Here is an 18,130-nt window from a genome sequence, read left to right on the forward strand (position 1 = left end):
CCGCGTCCCCAGCGGCCCGCCCCGCAGCGCGGCGTGACGGGCGAACCCTTCCGACCATGGGGCCTCGCGGCCGGGACCGCTGCCGCCCGCGTCTGCCACGCAGGTGCTTCGACGAGACCCTCTGGTCCGGACTGTCAGGCTTTGAAGAACCGGCGTGCGGCGGCCGCGACGACCTTGTCGACGTCGGCGTCGGCGCCGGGCGGGCTCGGCGCATCGCTGGCGAAGACGCTCGGCCAGCCGGCGACGACCGCGGCAACGGCCGGGTCGGGCGCAAAGGTGACACGCTCGGCGACGTCCGTCCCAGCCACGCGGGCCAGGCTGTCGACCAGCATGCGCGGCGTCACCGTCAACCCCGGCTGATGCACGACACGGTCCGCGGGAAGGTGCGCGGCGGGACGCTCGGCAAGGTCCAGCAGGGTGTTGGAGACGCGCTCGGCGGTGACGATCGCGAAGGGCCGGTCCGGGTCCAACGGGGACACCACGTCGCGGCCGAGCAGCGGACCGCGGATCAGTTCGGCGACGATGTCGGACACCATGCTGGTGGGCACGCCCGGCCGTGTGACGACGATCGGGATGCGCAGCGTTCGCCCGTCCACCGCCCCGCGGCGGGTGGCGTCGGCCAGCGCAAGCTCCACCATCGCCTTGGCGGTGCCGTAGCACGTCGCCGGTGCAGGACGGGTCGCCTCGCTGACACGCTCTGGGAGCGCGCCGCCGAAGACGGCGATGCTGGAGGAGAAGACGAGGACGGGATGGCGCCCGCTCCGCCCCGCCGCCTCGATGAGCCGCAGCGCGGCGTGAAGGTTGATGTCGAACCCACCGGGCACATCGGTCTCGGCCGCCAAGGTCAGCGACGCGGCGAGGTGGATGATGATGTCCGCCGGGGAGACGAGACCGGCAAGGTCGGTGGCGACCATGTTGCCGAGCGCGACCTTGGTGGCCGCCCCCTCGACCCGCGCGTTCGCCGGGGCGCGGTCGAACAGGGTGAGGGTCGAAAGCTGAGCGAGGCGGCCCGATCCCCCCGCCGCCACGCGGGCGGCCAGGGCGTCGACCACCGCGCGGCCGATAAAGCCGGCCGCTCCGGTGATCAGGACGTGGGTCATCGCCGCGCCCGCGAGGCGCGGCAGAATTTGGACGTCCGCGCCCGCGAAGCGCGGCTGGATCCGGGCGTTCGCGCTTCGGCGACAGAGTGCTGTCCGGGGTGCAGCGCGCCCCGGACCAGCTTAGCCATGGGTGACCGGGGCGCCGTCCGTCTCGCCGGTGGCCTTGCCGGGGCTGAGGTGCGCCGGCTCGTCCTTGCCGCCGCGCATCTGGGTCCAGCGGTGCTTGATCTCACCGACGATGCCGCGCCGGAAGAGCAGCACGCAGAACATGAAGACGAGGCCCTGAATGATCAGCGTCAACTGCCCCACCTCGGCGAGATAGTTCTGCATGGTGACGATGATCGAGGCGCCGACGATCGGCCCCAGCATCGTCCCGACACCGCCGAGGATCGTCATCAGCACCACCTCTCCCGACATCTGCCACGCCACGTCCGTCAACGATGCGAGCTTGAACACCAGCACCTTGGTGGACCCGGCCATCCCCGCGATCGTCGCCGACAGGATGAAGGCCATCAGCTTGTACCGGTCCGCGTCATACCCCAGCGAGATGGCGCGGGGCTCGTTCTCGCGGATCGACTTCAGCACCTGGCCGAAGGGGGAATGGACCGTCCGGTAGATGACCATCACGCCGATCAGGAAGACGGCGAGGACGAAGTAGTAGATGGCGAAGTTGGATTCGAGGTCGACGATGCCGAGGAAGTGGCCGCGCGGCACGCCCTGGATGCCGTCTTCACCGTGGGTGAACGGGGCCTGGATGCAGATGAAGAAGACCATCTGCGCCAGCGCCAAGGTCACCATGGCGAAGTAGATGCCCTGCCGGCGGATGGCGAGAAGGCCGATGACCGCGCCCAGGAAGGCCGCCACGACGGTCCCCGCCAGGATCGCGAGCTCCGGGGTGAAGCCCCACTCCTTGGCCGCGTGCGCCGAGACGTAGGCGGAGAAGCCGAAGAAGGCGGCATGGCCGAAGGACAGAAGCCCCGCGAAGCCGAGCAGGAGGTTGAAGGCCGCCGCGAAGAGCGCGAAGCACAACACCTTCGCCAGGAACACCGGGTAGAGGAAGAAGGGCAGCACGATGAGCGCGGCGATCGCCACGGCGAACTGCGCCCAGCCCTTCCAGTTTCCGCTGGTCTTGGAAGCCATCACGCGCCCTTTCCGAACAGGCCCGCCGGGCGGACGATGAGAACGATGGCCATCACGACGAAGATCACGACGTTGGACGCCTCGGGATAGAAGACCTTGGTGATGCCCTCGATGACGCCGAGCAGGAAGCCGGAGACGATCGCCCCGCCGATGGATCCGAGGCCGCCGATCACGACGATGGCGAACACCACGATGATGATGTTGGAGCCCATGATCGGGTTCACCGAGTAGATCGGCGCGGCGAGCACGCCGGCGAAGGCGGCGAGGCCGACGCCCAGCCCGTAGGTCAGCGTGATGAGGGCCGGAACGTTGACGCCGAAGGCGCGCACGAGGTCGGGCTTCTCGGTGGCCGCCCGCATCAGCGCGCCGAGCTTGGTGCGCTCGATGAGGATCCAGGTGGCGGTGCAGACGATGAGCGAGGCGACGATCACCCAGGCGCGATAATTGGGCAGCGCCATCATGAAGACGGGGTCTTCACCCGTCAGCCAGGTGGGCACCATCAGTCGCTGCGCCCCGGCGAGCGAATCGGGGATGGAATAGGGCATGCCCGACACGCCGTAGAAGTGGCGGAAGGTGCCTTCCAGCACCAGCGCCAGACCGAAGGTCAGGAGCAGGCCGTAGAGATGGTCGAGGTCGTGCAGCGGGCGCAGCAGGAAGCGCTCGATCAGCATGCCCAGCCCGGCGACGATGACCGGGGCCAGGATCAGAGCCGGCCAATAGCCGATGCCGATGAACTGCAGCAGAAGATAGGCGACGAAGGCCCCCACCATGTAAAGCGCGCCGTGGGCGAAGTTTACGATGTTGAGAAGGCCGAAGATCAGAGCCAGCCCCAGCGAAAGGACGGCATAGAACGACCCGTTGATAAGCCCGATGAGCAGCTGGCCCATGAAGAGCGGCAGCGGGACGCCAAGGAATTCGATCACGAGGAAACCTTTCGCGGGGTTGCCGGCCCCGGGCGACGGGGCCGGCTCTCGTTACCGGAGGGGTGGCTTAGTTGTTCAGCGTCGGGCAGCGCACGTCTTCCAGCGCCTGATAGGCTTCGGCCGCCGGAATGGTCGAGACGATGTTGTAGTAGTCCCAGGGGCCCTTCGACTCCTCGGGGCTCTTGATCTGAGCCAGGTACATGTCGTGGAAGTGCAGACCGTCCTCGCGGATCTTGCCGCCCTGCGCGAACACGTCGTTGATCTCCATCGTCTGGAGCTGGTCGACGACCTTCTTGCCGTCGTCCGTGCCGGCATCCTGCGCCGCCTTCAGATAGTTCATCACCGACGAATAGACGCCCGCCTGAACCATCGTCGGCTTGACGCCGTTGTGACGCTCGGCGAACCGCTCGGAGAAGGCGCGGGTCTCGTCGTTGAGGTCCCAGTACCAGCCGGTGGTGATCGTCAGACCGGCCGTCGTCTCGAGGCCGAGGGCGTGGATGTCGGTGAGGAAGATGAGGAGGCCGGCCAGCGACTGACCCGCCGCCACGATGCCGAATTCCTGCGCCTGCTTGATGGAGTTGACGGTGTCGCCACCCGCGTTGGCGAGGCCGATGACCTTGGCGCCGGACGCCTGGGCCTGCAGCAGGAAGGACGAGAAGTCCTGGTTGGACAGCGGCGCGCGCACCGAGCCGAGGATCTCACCGCCGGCGTTCTTCACGGCGTTGGAGGTGTCGGCCTCGAGCGCATGGCCGAAGGCGTAGTCGGCGACGATGAAGAACCAGGAATCGCCGCCTTCCTTCACCATCGCGCCGCCGGTGCCGGTGGCCAGCGCGTAGGTGTCGTAGACGTAGTGGACGCCGTTGGGCGAGCACTGCTCGTTGGTGAGCGCGGTGGTGGCGGCGCCGGAGTTCATCGACACGATGTTCTTCTCGGTCGCGACCTGCTGCACGGCGAGGCCCACCGCCGAGTTCAGGATGTCGAAGATCGCGTCGACACCGTCAGTATCGGCCCACTGGCGGGCGATGTTGGCGCCGATGTCGGCCTTGTTCTGGTGGTCGGCGGACACGAGGTTCACCGGCTTGCCGTTGAAGTCGCCGAAATCTTCCAGCGCCATCTGCGCGGCCACGACCGAGCCCTGGCCGCCGACGTCGGCATAAACGCCGGACATGTCGGTGAGGACGCCGATGGTGATGCCGTCGTTGGAATATTGCGCCTGCGCGCTCGCAGTCATCGCCAGACCCGCGACACCTGCCAGAAGGGCTTTCTTCAGACCCATGTGACTCACTCCCCTTATTGAATTTTCGTTGGTTCGACCGTCAGACGCCCAGATACTGGGTCAGCTTCTCACGGTTCTGGTCGATCGCCTCGTTGGCGATCTCGTCGATCACGTTGCCATGCTCGACGACGTAGTGCCGGTCCGCCACGGACGATGCGAAGCGGAAGTTCTGCTCCACCAGCAGGATGGTGAAGTCGCGTTTTCTCAGTTCTTGGATCGTTTTGCCGATCTGCTCCACGATCACCGGTGCAAGACCCTCCGTCGGCTCGTCGAGCATCAGGAGCTTGGCGCCGGTGCGCAGAATTCTGGCGATGGCGAGCATCTGCTGCTCACCGCCCGAGAGTTTGGTGCCCTGGCTCTTGCCGCGCTCCTTCAGGATCGGGAAAAGGCTGTACACCTCCTCCAGCGACATGCCGCCCTCGGCGATCACCGGCGGCAGGGTCAGGTTCTCCGTCACGTTGAGCGAGGAGAAGATCCCCCGCTCCTCCGGGCAGATGGCGATACCGAGGCGGGCGACCCGCTCGGCCGGCATCTTCACCGTCTCGGTGCCGCCCAGAAGGACGGAGCCGGTGCGGTTCTTCACCATCCCCATGATGGCGCGCAGCGTCGTCGTCTTGCCGGCGCCGTTGCGGCCGATCAGCGTGACGACCTCGCCCGGCCGCACCTCGAAATCCATGCCGTGCAGGATGTGGCTTTCGCCGTACCAGGCGTTGAGGCCGGCGACCTTCAGCAGCGGCTCGGTCATGCGTGGCCTCCCATGTAGGCGGCGCGCACTTCGGGGTTGTTGGAGACCTCTTCGTAGGACCCCTCGGCCAGCACCTGGCCGCGCTGCAGAACGGTGATGGTGTCCGACAGGTCCGCCACCACGCCCATGTTGTGCTCCACCATCAGCACGGTGCGCCCTTCGGCCGCCTTGCGGATGAGGTCGACCACCATCTGGATGTCGCCGGTGGACATCCCCGCCATCGGCTCGTCGAACAAGAGAACCTCGGGCTTCAGGGCGAGCGTCGTCGCAAGCTCCAGCAGGCGCTTGCGGCCATAGGACAGCTCCACCGCCATGGCGCCGCGCATGTCCCACAGCCCGACCGATTTCAGAATCTCGTCGACCTCGTCGTCGAGTTCGTGGAGCACGCTTTCCGGCTTCCAGAACTTGAACGAGTTGTGCATCTGCCGCTGCAGGGCGACGCGCACGTTCTCCGCGCACGTCAGGTGCGGGAAGACCGAGGAAATCTGGAACGAGCGCACCATGCCGCGGCGCGCCAGGGCAGCGGGCTTGGTGGTCGTGATGTCCTGTCCGTTGAGCCGGATTTTCCCCGAGCTCGGCTGAAGGAACTTCGTGATAAGGTTGAAACAGGTGCTCTTCCCGGCCCCGTTGGGACCGATCAGCGCATGAATGGTGTGCCGTTTAACCTGAAGATTGACGCCTTGAACGGCATAGAAACCGCCGAATTGCTTCGTCAGCCCTTCAGTCTCGATCGCGATATCCGTCAATGTTCAGGGCCTCGCTCTGTGATGTCCACAGAAGGTCCACCCCAGTGCGCGCAACAAAGCCGGCTAAGAGCGGCGGAACCGTCCTTAGCGCGTGGCCAATCGATTGGATCGAACGCCACCGAACCTCCCCTTGGATCTTTTTAGATCCTTCTTTCACTTAGCGCTACAATGCATGCGGAAACGTCTTTCGCAAGACCAAACCTTATGCAAATGCGGCACTTGGGTGACGCGGCGGACCCGCCACCCCCGCGTCCGAGGGTGACAAGACGGGCCACTCTCGCTACCTGAGGAACCATGAAAAACATCAGTGCCCGCATGGGATCGCCGCGGCGATCGGCCGGCACGACCGTCGGAGGGGTCATTCGTGAGCGGCGTCAACGAGATCCGCACGAAGTTTCTGCAATATTTTGAGGAGGCTGGCCATGAGCCGGTCGCCTCGTCGCCGCTCGTGCCACGCAACGACCCGACCCTGCTGTTCACCAACGCAGGGATGGTGCAGTTCAAGAACGTGTTCACGGGGGCCGAACACCGGCCCTACAACCGCGCGGTCACGTCCCAGAAGTGCGTCCGCGCCGGCGGCAAGCACAACGATCTGGAAAATGTGGGCTACACCGCCCGCCACCACACCTTCTTTGAAATGCTGGGGAATTTCTCCTTCGGCGACTATTTCAAGGATCGTGCGATCGAGCTCGCCTGGACCCTCGTCACCAAGGAATTCGGCCTCCCCGCGGACCGGCTCCTCGCCACCGTCTATGCCGAGGACGACGAAGCCTTCGAGCTGTGGAAGAAAATCGCCGGCCTGCCGGACTCGAAGATCATCCGCATCCCGACCGACGACAACTTCTGGCGCATGGGCGACACCGGCCCCTGCGGCCCGTGCTCGGAAATCTTCTACGACCACGGCGACCACATCTGGGGCGGGCCTCCGGGCTCGCCGGAGGAAGACGGCGACAGGTTCATCGAGATCTGGAACCTCGTCTTCATGCAATATGAGCAGCTCTCGCCGTCCGAACGGCTGGATCTGCCGCGCCCGTCGATCGACACCGGCATGGGGTTGGAGCGCATCGCCACCATCCTCCAGGGCGTCCACGACAATTACGAGATCGACCTCTTCCGCGGCCTGATCGCCGCCACCGAGGACGCGATCGGCGTGAAGTCCCGGAACGAGGACGGCACGCTCAACCCGTCCTTCAAGGTCATCGCCGACCACCTGCGCGCGCTCGGCTTCCTGATGGCGGACGGCGTGCTGCCCTCCAACGAGGGCCGCGGCTACGTGCTGCGCCGCATCATGCGCCGCGCCATGCGCCACGCCAACATGCTGGGCGCCACCAAGCCGGTGCTGCACAAGCTCGTCCCGGCGCTGACGCGCGAGATGGGCCAGGCCTATCCCGAGCTGGTGCGGGCCGAGGCGCTGATCGTCGAGACCACGGAGGCCGAGGAGGTCCGCTTCGGGCGCACCCTGTCGCGCGGCCTTTCGCTGCTGGAGGAGGCCACCACCGGCCTCACCGAAGGCGCCGCGCTGCCGGGCGAGACCGCCTTCACCCTCTACGACACCTACGGCTTCCCCTACGATCTGACCGAGGACGCGCTGCGCCCGCGCGGCATCAAGGTCGACCGCGCCGGGTTCGAGACCGCGATGGAGGCGCAGAAGGCCAAGGCCCGCGCCAACTGGTCGGGCTCGGGCGACGCGGCGGACGAGCGCGTCTGGTTCGCCGTGCGCGACCGCGCCGGGCCGACCGAATTCCTCGGCTACGACACCACGCGGGCCGACGCCACCGTCGCCGCCATCGTGGTGGACGGGGCGGAGGTTCAGACGCTCACCGCCGGCCAGGAGGCCCGCCTCGTCTTTAACCAGACGCCCTTCTACGCCGAATCGGGCGGCCAGGTGGGCGACACCGGCACCGTCACTGTGGGTGACACGCGCTTTGCCGTCAGCGACACGACCAAGGCCGCGGACGGGCTCTTCGTCCACCGCGGCACGCTCGAAGCCGGCACGCTGAAGGTGGGCGACGCTGTGACGCTGCAGGTGGAGGACGCGCGGCGCGACATGATCCGCGCCAACCACTCTGCCACGCACATCCTGCACGAGTGCCTGCGCCGTGTGCTGGGCGATCACGTCGCCCAGAAGGGCTCGCTGGTGGCGCCGGAACGGCTGCGCTTCGACTTCGCTCAGCCGAAACCGATCACCGAGGAGGAGATCGCCGCCGTGGAGCGCGCCGCCAACCAGGCCGTGCGCGCCAACGACGTCGTCGACACCCGCGTGATGGGCGTCGACGATGCCATCGAGTCCGGCGCCCGCGCCCTGTTCGGCGAGAAGTATGGCGACGAGGTCCGCGTCGTCTCCATGGGCAGGGACACCGCCCCCGGCGGCGGTCGGCAGGAGGGCAACCGCCGCTTCTCGGTGGAGCTGTGCGGCGGCATCCACGTCACCCGCACCGGCGACATCGGCCTCATCACCATCGTCGAAGAATCGGCGGTGTCCTCGGGCGTCAGGCGTATCGAGGCGCTGACGGGCGAGACCGCGCGGCGCCATCTGACGGCCGCGCGCACCGGCCTGCGCGCCGTTGCCTCCGCCATGCGCGTCGCACCGGACGAGGCGCCCGCGCGCGTCGAGGTGCTGGTGGAAGAGCGCCGCCGCCTGGAGCGCGAGCTCGAGGAGACGAAGAAGAAGCTGGCCCTCGCCGGTCCCGCCCAGGCGGAGGCTGCGCGCGAGATCGGCGGCGTCGCCTTCGTCGGCCGCGTGGTCGACGGCCTCCCCGGCAAGGCGCTGAAGGGCCTCGCCGACGAGGCGCGCGAGGCGGCGGGCTCCGCCGTGGTCGCCATCGTCGGCCGCGAGGAGGGCCGCGCCTCGGTCGTCGTCACCGTGTCGAAGGACCTCGTCGCGCGGTTCAGCGCCGTCGACCTGGTGCGCGTCGGCTCGGCTGCGCTGGGCGGCAAGGGCGGCGGCGGACGGCCGGACATGGCCCAGGCCGGCGGCCCCGATGCCGACAAGGCGGACGAAGCGATCGCCGCCATCGCCGCCGCAATGGAAAGCGCCGCCTGAACTAACGGCGGCGCCTCAGCCGGAGGCGGATGTGACGGAGGGGGCCCCGCGGCCGACGCACCTCTCCCCTCCAGACCACACGAAAAAGCGGGCCCGGTTTTGCCGGGCCCGCCGCTTTTTCGGGATCGTTGGAGCGTCAGTGGCGCCGGACGACCCCAGGCCGCGCCAGATCCCGCTTCAACATCCGCATGTTGGAGTTGTTGGCCTTCCAGAACACATCGGCCACGGTGCCGACGAGGGGGATCGACCCCACCACCGTATCACCGGCGACATTCATGGCCATGCGGGCAAGGGTGCGCTTGCGGGCGCCCATCCGGTACCCCTGGCCCAGAATATAGGCCGAGATGGCGAGACCCGCCGCATCGCCGATGCCCGGAACGATGCCGAGGATCGAGTCGAGGCCGAACCGGATCCCCATAAAGCTGAACTTCGAGTCGAGGAGGTGGGCAAGCTTGTCGAGTTCCGCCGTAGACGGCGCTGCCGAATAGGTTCGGTCACGGCCACGGCGCATCGTGATGGTCGGTGCCATAATGAAAAATCTCCTTCGCTGTAATAATTCCGTCGCGACCACCCGGTTCCCGTGGTTCACCGCCGCGTAACCTGCGCCTCCTCTTCACTCGGCCTCTTGCCCTGTCCCCCGGCTTCGCGAGACAACATCCGCCACACCAAGAGAAGGACCGCGCGAGGCCCGATGCCCATCTCCCAACCGCTCGATGTTTTGGCGGCGCTGATCCCCGACGGCGCGCGCCTCGCCATCCCGGCCGACTATGCGGGCGTTTCCATGGCGATGGTGGCGCCGCTGCTCAAACGTGGTGCCCACGGCCTTCACCTCGTGTGCGTGCCCACCAGCGGCATCCAGGCCGACATTCTGATCGGCGCCGGGGCCGTCGCCACGGTCGAGACCAGCGCCGTGACCCTCGGCGAAGCGGGAGGTGCCCCGGCTTTTAATCGCGCGGTTAAAAGCGGGACGATCCGGCTGATGGACGCCACCTGCCCGGCCATCCACGCCGGGCTCATCGCCGCGCAAAAAGGGATGCCATTCCTACCGCTGCGCGGCCTCATCGGCTCGGACATCCTCGCCAACCGCCAGGACTGGCGGGTGATCGACAATCCCTTCGCCGATGAGCGCGATCCCGTCGTCCTCATCCCCGCCCTCGCCCCCGACGTGGCGCTTTTCCACGCGCCAGCCGCCGACCGCTTCGGCAACGTGAAGATCGGCCGTCGCCGCGAGCTCGCAACCATGGCCTATGCGGCGCGCTCCACCATCGTCACCGTGGAACGGATCGTCGAAGGCGACCTGATGGCGAGCGAGGAGAGCGCGGCGGGCACCCTCCCGGCGCTCTATGTGGACGCGATCGGCGTCGCCCCCGGCGGTGCTGCCCCCTGCGCGCTGTGGGGCGAGTACGAAACCGACACCGCCGCCATGCGCGCCTACGCCAAAGCCGCGCGCGATCCGGCCGCGTTCGCCGACTACGTCGCCGCCCTCACCGGTGAGGTGCCGGCATGAGCGCGGCGCCGGGCGCCTCCCCCCGCGAGATCCTGATCGCCACCATCGCCGACCTGTTGGACGGCGTGCGCCACGTCGCCGTCGGCGCGTCCTCGCCCATCCCCGCGGCGGGGGCGATGCTGCGGCGCGCGCTGAACGAAACGGAGGGCAAGCCGCCGGTGCGGCTCTCCATCCTCGGCTCGGTGCGCCACAACTTCTTCACCAACGGCGGGGTGGAGCTGTTTGACTGTGCCGCCCAGGGGCGCATCGACGCCTTCTTCCTCGGCGGCGGCCAGATCGACGGGGAGGCCAACATCAACCTCGTCGGCACCGGCACCTATCCTGAGACCGACGTCCGCTGGCCCGGCTCCTTCGGCTCGGCCTACCTCTATTTCGTGGTGCCGCGGGTGATCCTCTTCCGCGAGGAGCACAGCCCGCGGGTCTTCGTGCCGAAGGTGGATTTCGTGTCCGCGCCGGGGGTCAGCGATCCCGGCACCTTCCGCACCGGCGGGCCTTACGCGCTCCTGACCGGCAAGGGGCTGTTCGACTTCGACAAGGAGCGGCGCCGCTTCGCGCTGCGCAGCGTCCACCCCGGCCACAGCCTGCGGGAGATCGAGGCCGCTACGGGCTTCGGCTTCGACCATGCGGCAGCCCCGGCCGAAACGCCGCAGCCGCGGGCGGAGGCGATGCGCCTCCTCCACGGCCGCGTTCTGGACGAGCTGGCGGAGACCTATCCTGACTTCGCCGCCAGCCTCAAGGACGAGCGTGCGGCCGCCTGAGCAGCGGCCGGAGGGGTCCAAGCGCGGCCGCCTGAGCGGCGGCCCGTATAGTCCGAGCGTGGCCGCCTGAGCGGCGGCCCGTCTGTTCAAAAAAGGCGGCCGCCCCAGTGGCGGCCGCGCAGGTCATTCGCCCAGATTGATGATCTGGACGCGGCGGTTCACGCCGCTGTCCGGATTGGCCGGGTCCTGAAGCTGCTCCTCGCCCAGGCCGATCGCCACGAGACCTGCGGCCGGAACGTTGAACGTCGTCGTCAGCGCGTCGTAGATCGACGCAGCGCGCTGCTTGCTGAGGTTGAAATTCAACTCCCGCCCGCCGGTGGCGTCGGTGTGGCCGACGATGACGAGGCGCTGACCCATCAGATAAGGCGTGTGCAGCGCGTCCGCGATGAGGCCGACCGCGTGGTAGCTTTCCGGCCGGATACGCGCCGAACCACGGTCGAAGTTGATCTCGATGCTGAGCTGCGGGTAGGCGGACAGGCTGTCCGAGAGCGGGCCGGGGGCGTTGTCGCCACCGCTGGCCGCCGCGGCAGCCGCAGCCGCCTCGAGCGCGATCGGATCGAGCCGGGCCACCGTCGCTTCAGTCTGGTAGAGGCTGTTGATGATCTGGTTGCGGTCGATCCGCTGCTGGGCGTTCGCGCCCGTGGAGGCGGCCAGCGCCAGAGCGGCGAGAAGAACGATGTGCTTCATGTCAGATCTTCCCCTCAGCGCCAGCCGGCATTGGTGATGGCGGCATTGCACGCCGCGCTGACGGTACGCTCCGCCTTCAGCAGGCACTGCAGGACGCGGCCACGCCCCGCCTCGGTCATCGGACAGCGGCGGCGGATATCGGTGGCGCAAATCTGCTCGGCGCTCGCCTGAGCCGCCTTGCGCGCTTCGATCGACTGGCCCACCCGCACGAGGTCGGCCGCACATTGGCCGGAAAGGTTCGCACGGTTCTGCATGAGGCAGCGACCGATCTCCCAATTGCCGAGGTTGGCTTTAGGGCAATATTTGCCGATATCGCTGCCGCAGCTGTTGGCGAGAAGGGTGATCGCGTCGGCATAGCCGATCGTATCGGCGGACGCCGGCCCCGCGAGGCCGACCACCATGGCCAAGGCGGCCATGCTTCGCTTGAACATAAATTAGCTCCCCACGCACGTTTCTGAGGAGCGGTATAAGCTGATCCTGCACCGTGCAACGGCACTTTTTTGCCTGAACAGGTTGTGGCCGGCCTATTGATGCGGGAAGGCCACACGCGGCGGGCGTGGGCGGGGCCGCGCCCGGCCTGTTTCAGGCGGCGCGGACGGCGCTGCGTGCGGCCCGTGCCACCGCCGCGGCATCGCCGCCGAGGTCGCCCAGCGCCATGATGAGCGGGCCGAGGTGCGCTGCATAACGCTGCCACACCGCCGAGCTTCCGGCGTAGATGGGCTGACGAACCTGCCCGGCGCTCGCCGTCATCACCGGGCGCTCCACCATATGGGGGGCGAGGCAGGCCGGGTTGAACTTCAAGCCGCAGAAGGCCAGCAGCATGCGCGTCGTCACCGCGGGTTCCTCGGTGAGATCGCGATAGTCGAGCGGCAGGATGCGGCCGGGGAAGAGCTGACCCCAGCGGGCCACCAGCGCGGCCTCCTGGCGCATATAATGCCCGATCGCGGCGAGATCGCTCGCATAGGAATTCCCGGCGCCGGTGAAGTCGTGCTTATAGATCGACCAGCCCGTGGCGACGGCGTCGCGCGACATGAGGACGAAGCGGGCTTCCGGGAAGACCGCCGCGATGAGGCCGACCCGGCGCGTGTTGGAGAGGCTCTTGTCCACCACCACCGGAGCCGACAGCGGAAGTTCGGCGATCGCCGCACGGTAGGCCGCGCGCACTTCGCCGATGATCGCCTGGCACGGCGCCTCCCCGGCTTCGAGACCCGCGATCAACGGCTGCGCGGCCCTCTCGAAGGCGCCGGTTTCCCCTGCTCCGTCGACCTCCGGATGGGCCGCCAGGATCTGCTCGGCGAGGCTGGATCCGGACCGCGGCATGCCGACGATGAAGAGGGGGCGCGGGCCGTCGTCGGTCCTCCCCTGCCAGGCGGGCAGGGCCCCCGCCTCGAACACCTTGGCGATCGCCGCGAATTGACGCTCCACATGGTCCGGGTCGTAGGGCCGCTCGGCATAGCGGGCGGCGTTGGCGGCGGAAAGGTGGGCGAAGGCGCGCTCGGACTGGCCGGTCGCGTCGTAGGCGGTGCCGAGGGCGAAGTTCAGGCGGGTGCGCGCGCCTGACCGCTGCTCTTGCTCCAGCAGCGCCTCCATCTCGGCGATGTGCGGGTGACCGGCGCGGTAGGTGGTCCAGTTGGCGAGGTTGGCGTGGGCGCTAGCGTAGGCCGGGTCGATGGCGAGGGCCGCCCGCAGCGTCTCCGCCGCCTCCCCCGCGCGGCCCATCTCGCCCAGCACCTGGCCGAGATTGCAGAGCGCGACCTCGGACTGCGGCTCGTGCGCCAGCGCGGTGCGGAAGGCGGCGGCCGCGTCCTCGTGGCGCAGGCAGTCGCGCAGGGCGTTGCCGCGCTTGATGTGGATCTCGGCCGCCGCCGCATCGTCGCGGACGAGGTGGAGAGCACGGTCATAGTCGGCAAGCGCCGCGGCGTAGGCGCCGGCGTGGTGGTGGGCAAGGCCGCGGTCGGTGAGGAGCGTCCACTCGGCCGGAGCGAGCGCGATCGCGGCGCCGAACGCCGAGGCGGCCTTCGCCGCGTCGCCCGCGCGCATCAGCGCCGCGCCGAGAAGGCGGTGCATGTCGGCGTTGAACGGCTCCACGCGCACCGCTTCCATGTTGAAGGCGATGCCCGCCTTGAACTCGCCGATGTCGGCGAGCAGCGTCGCGAGGCGCAGGAGGGCCGCGGTGAAGGTCGGTTGGGCCTTGATGGCAGCGGTGTGGGCGGCGATGGCGGCGGCGCGGTTGCCGAGCCGCTCCTCGATGATGCCGAGGGCGAATTGCAACTCCACCGCGTCCGGGTAGCGCGCGGCGAGGGGGCGCGCGATCTGCAGCGCCTCGGCATGCGCGCCGGCGACCGCGAGCGCCTTCATGCGGCCCATCGCCTTGGCGAGATTGGCCGCTGAGTCGCCCTCGTGCGGAACGATGCGGGCCGGCTCGGTCAGCGCCTTCAGCCCGTCGCGGGCGCGGACATTTTCGGGGAATCGCGAGAGGATTTCGAGGTAGGCCGCGTGCGCTTCGAGGTACTGGCCCGCGTCGGCGAGCTTCTGCGCCGAGATGAGGATGCGGTTGATCGGCAGTGCAGCAGTCATGGATCGCCTCCGTTCGCCCGGATCCGCCCGAGACGGTGAGACGACGGTAGCGGCCGAGGCTCGCGCGAAGCTGATTTCTGCGAAACGAATAGCCGCCCGCGGGGACCGTGATCCGGCACCGGCCGCGCGGGCCTGCGGCACGAAAAAAGGCGGGATCGCTCCGGCCTTTCCTCAGGTGTCGCGTGCCGCCGCGGGCTTATTCGGCGGCGAAGCTGTCGTCGTCGTCCGGGCTTTCGGCGTCGCCGTCGGGCTCCGGCGCACCGGCGATCTTGTCGGCGATGATGCCGGCGGACTGGCGCACCGCCATCTCGATCGCGTTGGCAATCTCCGGATTGTCGCGCAGGAACTGCTTGGAATTCTCGCGCCCCTGGCCGAGCCGCTGGGTGTCGTAGGAGAACCAGGCGCCCGACTTCTCGACGATGCCGGCCTTCACGCCGAGGTCCAGAAGCTCACCGAGCTTGGAGACGCCCTCGCCGTACATGATGTCGAACTCGACCTCGCGGAACGGCGGGGCGAGCTTGTTCTTCACCACCTTCACGCGGGTCTGGTTGCCGACCACCTCGTCACGGTCCTTGATGGCGCCGATGCGGCGGATGTCGAGACGCACGGAGGAGTAGAATTTCAGCGCGTTGCCGCCGGTGGTCGTCTCGGGCGAGCCGAACATCACGCCGATCTTCATGCGGATTTGGTTGATGAAGATGACCATGGTGTGGCTGCGCGAGATGGAGCCGGTCAGCTTCCGGAGCGCCTGGGACATCAGGCGCGCCTGGAGGCCGGGGAGCTGGTCGCCCATCTCGCCCTCAAGCTCGGCCCGCGGGGTGAGGGCTGCGACGGAGTCGACGACGAGAACGTCCACCGCGCCGGAGCGCACCAGCGTGTCGGCGATTTCCAGCGCCTGCTCGCCCGCGTCGGGCTGCGAGATCAAGAGATCGTCCACCTGGACGCCCAGCTTGCGGGCATAGATCGGGTCGAGCGCGTGCTCGGCGTCGATGAAGGCGCAGATGCCGCCCTTCTTCTGCGCCTCGGCGATGGTGTGCAGCGCCAACGTCGTCTTGCCCGACGATTCCGGCCCGTAAATCTCGACGATGCGGCCCTTGGGCAGACCGCCGATGCCGAGCGCGATGTCGAGGCCGAGCGACCCTGTGGATACGGTCTCCACCTCGATCGTCTGCCCCGCGCCGAGCTTCATGATCGAGCCCTTGCCGAAGGAGCGCTCGATCTGGCTGATCGCGGCGGTCAACGCTTTGGTCTTATCCACGGACGACCCCTCAACCAGGCGTAGATCTGATTGCGCCATGCCGGATCCTTTGCGCTTCATTCTGTTAAGCCCATCCTGACTGATTTCAGTGTTTCACAAAAATTCAGCGTTCGCAATATGTTCGGCACGTTAAGATTGCGTTTACCAAACAAAATTGAGCGCGTGACCTGCTCTGGCAGCGCCAACCTAACGCGCCGGACGGGGGACGCTGAACCCGCCCGCCGAGATTCACACAGGAAGGATGGCGCACCCCGGCGGCGCGGTCGCTTCAGGAACGGCCCAGCTCGCGCTTCACCGCTTCGGCCAATGCCTTGAGGGTGAAGGGTTTGGGGAGGAACTGCGCCGCGGGAAGCTCGTCTAGCGAGGCGCCGTCCGCGTAGCCGGACATGAACAGCACCTTGAGGTCCGGCCGCACCTCGCGCACCTTCTTGACGAGGCTCGGCCCGTCGAGCTCGGGCATGATGACATCGGTCACCAAGAGGTCGATCGCGCCGCCCTCCTCCTCGAAAATTTCGAACGCCTCCACGCCCGACGAGGCGGACAGCACCGTGTAGCCCTTGGCCGACAATGCGCGGGCGGCGAAGGCGCGGATGGCCTCCTCGTCCTCCACCAGGAGCAGCGTCGCCGAGCCGGTGAGGTCGGCGGCCTGGGACGGGCGATCACCATCGGACACCGCGGAGGGGGCGCGTTCCACCGCCTCGGTGCGCGGCAGATAGATGCGGAAGGTTGTGCCCTCCCCCACCCGGCTCGTCACCGCGAGCGTGCCGCCGGTCTGCTTGACGATGCCGTAGACCGTCGACAGGCCGAGCCCCGTGCCCTCGCCGGTCGCCTTTGTGGTGAAGAAGGGCTCGAAAATCTTGTCCAGCATGTCCTGCGGCATGCCGGTGCCGACGTCCTCCACCTCGATCAGCACCGCGTCGCCGGCGAGGTCCTCGGCACCGTCGCCCTCGATCTCGCCCGCCGGCACGTTGCGGGTGCGGATCATCAATTTGCCGCCGCCCTTCATGGCGTCGCGCGCATTGACGGAGAGGTTGATCACCACCTGCTCGAGCTGGGACAGGTCGGCCAGAACCGGCCACAGATCGCGCCCGTAGGCGACCTCCAGCTTGATCGTCTCGCCCAGCAGGCGGTCGAGCATGATCGAGGAATCGGCGATCACGTCGTTGAGGTTGAGGACGGTGGGGCGCAGCGTCTGCCGGCGCGAGAAGGCGAGGAGCTGCTTGACCAGCCCCGCCGCGCGCTGCGCCGACTGTTTGATGTTCATGATGTCGCGGAAGGCGGGGTCGGACGGCCTGTGGCTTTGAAGGAGCAGGTCCGAGAAGCCGATGATCGCCTGCAGCACGTTGTTGAAATCGTGGGCGATGCCGCCGGCGAGCTGGCCGATCGCCTGCATCTTCTGGCTCTGCGCGATCTGCGCTTCCAGCTCCGACTGGTCCGTCACGTCGGCGAGGACGACCATGGCGGCGTCCTCGCGGCCCGGAAAGGGGCTCGCGGTGAGGCGCACGCGGCGCCCTTCGATGGCCTTGAGCGCAGCGTCGGCCCGGCCGGACCCGTGCTTGTGCGCCTGGGCGACGAGGCGGGCGAAAACCCCCTCTTCCGCCGCGAGACCCTCGGCCAAGTTGGCCGCGGGGGCGGCGTGGCCGAGAAGGTCGTGGCAGCGGGCGTTTGCGGCGAGGACGGCGCCAGTGCGGTCCACCACGGCGGCCGCCGCGGGGATGATGTCGACGATCCCCGCCGAAAGCCCCTCGGCCGCCGCGCCCGCGGATACCGACGGCTCGAACGTATGGACGAGGCGGTTGTCGCGCACGGTGAGGCGGGCGAAGAGGTCCGGCGGCAGGAAGCCTTCGGCATGACCGGTGGCGATGGCCTCGCGCCGCAGGGTGAAGAGGGCAAGCGCCGCTTCGGGGCTGGCGGCGAGAGCGTCCGGATGGGCGGGGGCGCTGCGGGCGGCCATCAGGTCCGCAAAGGCGGCGTTCGCGGCGACGAGGTCGCCCGTGATGGTGGTGACGGCCATCGGCGCGGCGGCCGTGAGGTGCGCGCCCGGCAGGTCTGCGGCGGAAAGGTGCGCGGCGGGAAGGTCACGGGCCGGGGGACGGCCGAGGCGGAAGGCGCCGAGAGCTGCGGCCCCGGCTGAGGCGATCGCCATCACACCGGCGAGGACGTCCGGCCCGTCGAACGCAACGGTTATCGCCGCGGCGGAGAGCCCTGCGAAGGCGAGTGCGGTGAGGGCGCTGGTGTCGAGTGTCGGCCGCGCCCTCGTCGCCGCGGAGGAGCCGAGAGGGCCTGAAGCGCCGGCGGTCGAGGCCGGCTGCGTCCCATGCGGCGGTCGATCTTCGGCGAGACGGGGCGGTATTGCGTTCATCGCTCCAT

15 protein-coding genes are annotated in these 18,130 nt (G+C 68.3%); 3 read left to right on the forward strand and 12 right to left on the reverse strand.

The features are described 5' to 3' along the window. Positions 1–134: 134 nt before the first annotated feature. The 6 genes from BIX52_RS15060 to BIX52_RS15085 form a co-directional block, all read right to left on the reverse strand. Positions 135–1,100, reverse strand: a complete 966-nt coding sequence (locus BIX52_RS15060; RefSeq protein WP_075221926.1) for an NAD-dependent epimerase/dehydratase family protein — start codon at positions 1,098–1,100, stop codon at positions 135–137. Between the two features lie 120 nt (positions 1,101–1,220). After that, complete coding sequence (locus BIX52_RS15065; RefSeq protein WP_083660307.1) at positions 1,221–2,240, reverse strand: branched-chain amino acid ABC transporter permease; 1,020 nt, start codon at positions 2,238–2,240, stop codon at positions 1,221–1,223. After that, positions 2,240–3,163 carry a branched-chain amino acid ABC transporter permease gene (locus BIX52_RS15070; protein ID WP_425426689.1) on the reverse strand — a complete coding sequence of 308 codons (924 nt, stop codon included), beginning with the start codon at positions 3,161–3,163 and terminating at the stop codon, positions 2,240–2,242. The genes BIX52_RS15065 and BIX52_RS15070 overlap by 1 nt, the downstream gene beginning before the upstream one ends. A gap of 67 nt (positions 3,164–3,230) precedes the next feature. Beyond that, positions 3,231–4,439, reverse strand: a complete 1,209-nt coding sequence (locus BIX52_RS15075) for an ABC transporter substrate-binding protein (protein ID WP_075221927.1) — start codon at positions 4,437–4,439, stop codon at positions 3,231–3,233. A 40-nt stretch (positions 4,440–4,479) separates the two neighbouring features. Further along, positions 4,480–5,184 (reverse strand): ABC transporter ATP-binding protein, encoded by a 705-nt coding sequence (locus tag BIX52_RS15080; protein ID WP_075221928.1) that lies wholly within the window; start codon positions 5,182–5,184, stop codon positions 4,480–4,482. Continuing rightward, the gene (locus BIX52_RS15085; RefSeq protein WP_075221929.1) at positions 5,181–5,930 is read right to left on the reverse strand and encodes an ABC transporter ATP-binding protein; all 750 of its coding nucleotides are present in this window, start codon (positions 5,928–5,930) and stop codon (positions 5,181–5,183) included. The genes BIX52_RS15080 and BIX52_RS15085 overlap by 4 nt, the downstream gene beginning before the upstream one ends. A gap of 364 nt (positions 5,931–6,294) precedes the next feature. On the opposite strand from BIX52_RS15085, the gene alaS reads away from it, so the two are divergent. Further along, the gene (gene alaS, locus BIX52_RS15090; protein WP_075221930.1) at positions 6,295–8,973 is read left to right on the forward strand and encodes an alanine--tRNA ligase; all 2,679 of its coding nucleotides are present in this window, start codon (positions 6,295–6,297) and stop codon (positions 8,971–8,973) included. A gap of 136 nt (positions 8,974–9,109) precedes the next feature. On the opposite strand, the gene BIX52_RS15095 is transcribed toward alaS, so the two are convergent. Further along, entirely contained in the window at positions 9,110–9,502 is a 393-nt protein-coding gene (locus BIX52_RS15095; protein ID WP_208990510.1) for a DUF4112 domain-containing protein, read from the reverse strand. A gap of 162 nt (positions 9,503–9,664) precedes the next feature. Between BIX52_RS15095 and BIX52_RS15100 the strand changes: the two genes are divergently transcribed. Both BIX52_RS15100 and BIX52_RS15105 read left to right on the forward strand, forming a co-directional pair. Beyond that, on the forward strand, positions 9,665–10,480 hold the full coding sequence (locus BIX52_RS15100) for a CoA transferase subunit A (protein ID WP_075221931.1): 816 nt from the start codon (positions 9,665–9,667) through the stop codon (positions 10,478–10,480). Further along, the gene (locus BIX52_RS15105; RefSeq protein WP_075221932.1) at positions 10,477–11,238 is read left to right on the forward strand and encodes a CoA transferase; all 762 of its coding nucleotides are present in this window, start codon (positions 10,477–10,479) and stop codon (positions 11,236–11,238) included. The genes BIX52_RS15100 and BIX52_RS15105 overlap by 4 nt, the downstream gene beginning before the upstream one ends. Positions 11,239–11,361: 123 nt before the next feature. On the opposite strand, the gene BIX52_RS15110 is transcribed toward BIX52_RS15105, so the two are convergent. The 5 genes from BIX52_RS15110 to BIX52_RS15130 all read right to left on the reverse strand — a co-directional run bounded on the left by BIX52_RS15110 (position 11,362) and on the right by BIX52_RS15130 (position 18,122). Next, positions 11,362–11,925, reverse strand: a complete 564-nt coding sequence (locus tag BIX52_RS15110; protein ID WP_075221933.1) for an OmpA family protein — start codon at positions 11,923–11,925, stop codon at positions 11,362–11,364. A 14-nt stretch (positions 11,926–11,939) separates the two neighbouring features. After that, positions 11,940–12,356, reverse strand: a complete 417-nt coding sequence (locus BIX52_RS15115; protein WP_075221934.1) for a hypothetical protein — start codon at positions 12,354–12,356, stop codon at positions 11,940–11,942. A 151-nt stretch (positions 12,357–12,507) separates the two neighbouring features. Continuing rightward, positions 12,508–14,502, reverse strand: coding sequence for a tetratricopeptide repeat-containing sulfotransferase family protein (locus tag BIX52_RS15120; protein WP_075221935.1), 1,995 nt, complete (start codon positions 14,500–14,502; stop codon positions 12,508–12,510). 196 nt (positions 14,503–14,698) lie between these two features. Further along, the gene (recA, locus tag BIX52_RS15125) at positions 14,699–15,799 is read right to left on the reverse strand and encodes a recombinase RecA (RefSeq protein WP_075222107.1); all 1,101 of its coding nucleotides are present in this window, start codon (positions 15,797–15,799) and stop codon (positions 14,699–14,701) included. A gap of 229 nt (positions 15,800–16,028) precedes the next feature. Continuing rightward, complete coding sequence (locus tag BIX52_RS15130) at positions 16,029–18,122, reverse strand: hybrid sensor histidine kinase/response regulator (protein WP_075221936.1); 2,094 nt, start codon at positions 18,120–18,122, stop codon at positions 16,029–16,031. Positions 18,123–18,130 lie beyond the last annotated feature (8 nt).

It is taken from the genome of Acuticoccus yangtzensis (genome assembly GCF_001927245.1).
GTDB classification, from domain to species: domain Bacteria; phylum Pseudomonadota; class Alphaproteobacteria; order Rhizobiales; family Amorphaceae; genus Acuticoccus; species Acuticoccus yangtzensis.

Excerpts from the sequence above, each read along its gene's own strand:
- recA (WP_075222107.1), bottom strand. The coding sequence starts at position 15,799 with ATGGCGCAATCAGATCTACGCCTGGTTGAGGGGTCGTCCGTGGATAAG.
- BIX52_RS15065 (WP_083660307.1), bottom strand. The coding sequence starts at position 2,240 with ATGGCTTCCAAGACCAGCGGAAACTGGAAGGGCTGGGCGCAGTTCGCC.
- BIX52_RS15095 (WP_208990510.1), bottom strand. The coding sequence starts at position 9,502 with ATGGCACCGACCATCACGATGCGCCGTGGCCGTGACCGAACCTATTCG.
- BIX52_RS15115 (WP_075221934.1), bottom strand. The coding sequence starts at position 12,356 with ATGTTCAAGCGAAGCATGGCCGCCTTGGCCATGGTGGTCGGCCTCGCG.
- BIX52_RS15075 (WP_075221927.1), bottom strand. The coding sequence starts at position 4,439 with ATGGGTCTGAAGAAAGCCCTTCTGGCAGGTGTCGCGGGTCTGGCGATG.
- BIX52_RS15130 (WP_075221936.1), bottom strand. The coding sequence starts at position 18,122 with ATGAACGCAATACCGCCCCGTCTCGCCGAAGATCGACCGCCGCATGGG.
- BIX52_RS15100 (WP_075221931.1), top strand. The coding sequence starts at position 9,665 with ATGCCCATCTCCCAACCGCTCGATGTTTTGGCGGCGCTGATCCCCGAC.
- BIX52_RS15080 (WP_075221928.1), bottom strand. The coding sequence starts at position 5,184 with ATGACCGAGCCGCTGCTGAAGGTCGCCGGCCTCAACGCCTGGTACGGC.
- BIX52_RS15120 (WP_075221935.1), bottom strand. The coding sequence starts at position 14,502 with ATGACTGCTGCACTGCCGATCAACCGCATCCTCATCTCGGCGCAGAAG.
- BIX52_RS15110 (WP_075221933.1), bottom strand. The coding sequence starts at position 11,925 with ATGAAGCACATCGTTCTTCTCGCCGCTCTGGCGCTGGCCGCCTCCACG.
- BIX52_RS15060 (WP_075221926.1), bottom strand. The coding sequence starts at position 1,100 with ATGACCCACGTCCTGATCACCGGAGCGGCCGGCTTTATCGGCCGCGCG.
- BIX52_RS15105 (WP_075221932.1), top strand. The coding sequence starts at position 10,477 with ATGAGCGCGGCGCCGGGCGCCTCCCCCCGCGAGATCCTGATCGCCACC.